We start from the raw sequence: 2089 nt of genomic DNA, 5'->3' as shown, positions 1-2089 counted from the left end.
CACTAATACTGTACGATACATAGTATAAAACACATACTGTATGACATATAGTAATGGAAATGAGGTGGGTGAATGGATACTTTATTAAATTCATTAATTACTGAGCTAAGGAGAGGGACATTGACATTAGCGGTTTTAAGTCAACTAAGAACGCCGCAATATGGATATTCGCTTGTCCAATTATTGGAGCAATCAGGAATCATGATAGATCAAAGTACTTTATATCCACTACTTCGCCGATTAGAAAAGCAGGAGCTAGTGACGAGTAGTTGGGATAAAACGGAGAGTAGACCTCGTAAGTATTATGTTTTAAGTGAATATGGATTAGAGATATTTTTACAATTGAAAAAGGAGTGGATAAAGGATTCAAAAGAGCTTTATAACCTATTAAAGGAGGAGGAGGACGAGAATGAGTTTGATTGATATGTACGTCCATGAAGTTGCGAAGAGATTACCTGAAAAAAATCGTGAAGATATTACGCTTGAACTACGGTCGACAATAGAGGATATGTTACCTGATGAGTACAATGAGGAAGATGTAAAGAGTGTCCTTGGAAAATTGGGGAGCCCAGTTTCATTGGCTAATGGGTATTTGGATAGACCGATGCATTTAATTGGACCACGCTATTTTGATGTGTATACGACATTATTAAAAATGATCCTACCAATTGCAGCTGTTATCGCACTCATTGCAATGATTGCAGAAAATTTTATAGGCTATACTGGTGATCAAGCGGTATTAAATGTTATTTTAAAATTGATAGGTAAAGGCATTGGGGAAATTGTCGAAGTAGGCCTCCATGTATTTTTCTGGTTGACACTTGTGTTTGCTATTTTAGAAAGAACAGATAAAGACAAAGGTACCCAACCGTTGACGACAAGTTTAAAAAAATGGACTCCTGATGATTTGAAAAATATCTCGTATGTTCCAAAGAAAAAGTCGATCTCAAAGTTTGAAGTTTTTGGAGGTTTGATGTGGACAGCAGTTTGGGCTACCCTTTACTTTTATGCGAATCATCTTGTTGGCGTATATAATGGTGCAGCAGATGGACTGAAATTTGTCGCACCAACTTTCAATCAAGATGTTTTACTTCAGTATTGGCCAATCGTTGTAATTATGATCGTTTTCGAAGTAGCTATATCTCTTTATAAGTTAGTACAGGGACAATGGACGACAAGGTTGGCAATTGGGAATGCAATCCTACAGTTAGCTGCAACAATAGTATTCATTGTAATTGTAGTAAATCCTCATTTATTTAACGAAGGATTCATTATGTATGTGGCAAATATGTTTACAATTTCTCCAGAGGAATTTAAAACGTGGTTAATTGGTGGAGGGATAATTATCTTCATATTATCTGCGGTACTAAATGCAATTGATGGTTTTCGAAAATCTAGAATTCGGTTGTAAAAATAAGTTTGAATTATTATTAGGTAGATCAGTTGAAAGAAAGGTACAGAGAAATATCATTATGAAAGGAAGAAAACAATGATAAGGGAAGCAATGAAAAAAGATGTAACATTTATTTTAGATATTTATAATGATGCAATCCTTAATTCAACAGCTGTATATGCGTACAAACCTGTAACCCTTGAAAATAGAATAGATTGGTATGAACAAAAAAAGGCTGATGGCTATCCAATTTTAGTCTACGAGCTAGATAATAAAGTAGTAGGATTTGCGACATTTGGCCCCTTTAGGGCATGGCCTGCCTATAAATATTCAGTTGAACATTCTGTGTATGTTGATAAGGAATATAGAAAAAATGGAGTTGGGTCCTCTTTAATAGAAGAATTAATTACAATAGCAAAAGAAAGAGAATATATGACCTTAATTGCTGGAATTGACGCAGAAAATGAGAAAAGTATTGCCCTGCATCAAAACTATGGATTTGTTCATGCAGGAACAATAAAAAAAGCCGGTTATAAGTTCAATCGATGGCTAAATTTAGCTTTTTATCAATTGGAGCTTAATGGTCCTAAAAATCCTACTGAAGAATAGCTGTATCTATTACTTTAAAAATAATTTTAAAAAGAAATTGTATATATTTCAAAAGGTAGTATGAAGAAATCTCATGCTATCTTTTTC

General features: G+C 34.1%; 3 protein-coding genes. All 3 read left to right on the top strand.

The genetic code is table 11. From position 1 onward, the window contains the following. The first annotated feature begins 72 nt into the window (after positions 1 to 72). The 3 genes from AB3X49_RS21945 (at position 73) to AB3X49_RS21935 (ending at position 2002) form a co-directional block, all read left to right on the top strand. On the top strand, positions 73 to 423 hold the full coding sequence (locus AB3X49_RS21945; RefSeq protein ID WP_002185663.1) for a PadR family transcriptional regulator: 351 nt from the start codon (positions 73 to 75) through the stop codon (positions 421 to 423). Further along, entirely contained in the window at positions 410 to 1411 is a 1002-nt protein-coding gene (locus AB3X49_RS21940; protein WP_305452717.1) for an HAAS signaling domain-containing protein, read from the top strand. The genes AB3X49_RS21945 and AB3X49_RS21940 overlap by 14 nt, the downstream gene beginning before the upstream one ends. 78 nt (positions 1412 to 1489) lie before the next feature. Then, a complete protein-coding gene (locus AB3X49_RS21935) occupies positions 1490 to 2002 on the top strand; it encodes a GNAT family N-acetyltransferase (RefSeq protein ID WP_002127744.1) in 513 nt (170 codons plus the stop codon). Positions 2003 to 2089: the final 87 nt, after the last annotated feature.

This window comes from Bacillus sp. C30, from assembly GCF_040838255.1.
Lineage (GTDB): Bacteria > Bacillota > Bacilli > Bacillales > Bacillaceae_G > Bacillus_A > Bacillus_A mycoides.
Note: the sequence above shows the minus strand (reverse complement) of the source record. Positions and strands in the feature narration are given on the sequence as shown.

Bases quoted from the DNA above. Each gene is read 5' to 3' on its own strand.
- AB3X49_RS21935 (WP_002127744.1), top strand. From the start codon at position 1,490: ATGATAAGGGAAGCAATGAAAAAAGATGTAACATTTATTTTAGATATT.
- AB3X49_RS21945 (WP_002185663.1), top strand. From the start codon at position 73: ATGGATACTTTATTAAATTCATTAATTACTGAGCTAAGGAGAGGGACA.
- AB3X49_RS21940 (WP_305452717.1), top strand. From the start codon at position 410: ATGAGTTTGATTGATATGTACGTCCATGAAGTTGCGAAGAGATTACCT.